The sequence below is a fragment of the Pandoraea commovens genome, assembly GCF_902459615.1.
GTDB classification, from domain to species: domain Bacteria; phylum Pseudomonadota; class Gammaproteobacteria; order Burkholderiales; family Burkholderiaceae; genus Pandoraea; species Pandoraea commovens.
This window is the reverse complement of the sequence record NZ_CABPSA010000026.1, coordinates 1-611: the sequence shown is the minus strand read 5'-3', so window position 1 is coordinate 611 and position 611 is coordinate 1. Positions and strand designations below refer to the sequence as shown.

The following is a 611-nucleotide window of genomic DNA, read 5'->3' as shown; positions in this document are numbered from 1 at the left end:
TCGGAAATGGCAAAGGAAAAATTCGAGCGGACTAAGCCGCACGTGAACGTCGGTACCATTGGCCACGTTGACCATGGCAAGACCACCCTGACGGCTGCTATTGCAACGGTTCTGTCGGCCAAGTTCGGCGGCGAAGCCAAGAAGTACGACGAAATCGACGCGGCGCCGGAAGAAAAGGCACGTGGTATCACGATCAACACGGCACACATCGAGTACGAAACGGCTACGCGCCACTACGCACACGTTGACTGCCCGGGCCACGCCGACTACGTCAAGAACATGATTACCGGTGCTGCCCAGATGGACGGCGCAATTCTGGTTTGCTCGGCAGCTGACGGCCCGATGCCGCAAACGCGTGAGCACATCCTGCTCGCCCGTCAGGTCGGTGTGCCGTACATCATCGTGTTCCTGAACAAGTGCGACATGGTCGACGACGCCGAGCTGCTCGAGCTGGTCGAAATGGAAGTGCGCGAGCTTCTCTCGAAGTACGACTTCCCGGGCGACGATACCCCGATCATCAAGGGTTCGGCCAAGCTGGCGCTGGAAGGCGACAAGGGCGAACTGGGCGAAGTCGCGATCATGAACCTGGCCGACGCGCTGGATTCGTACAT

At 59.4% G+C, this 611-nt stretch carries 1 protein-coding gene; it reads left to right on the top strand.

The features are described 5' to 3' along the window. Positions 1 to 6: 6 nt before the first annotated feature. Positions 7 to 611: GTP-binding protein (locus PCO31010_RS26520; RefSeq protein WP_150666872.1), on the top strand; the 605-nt coding region annotated here is incomplete at its 3' end.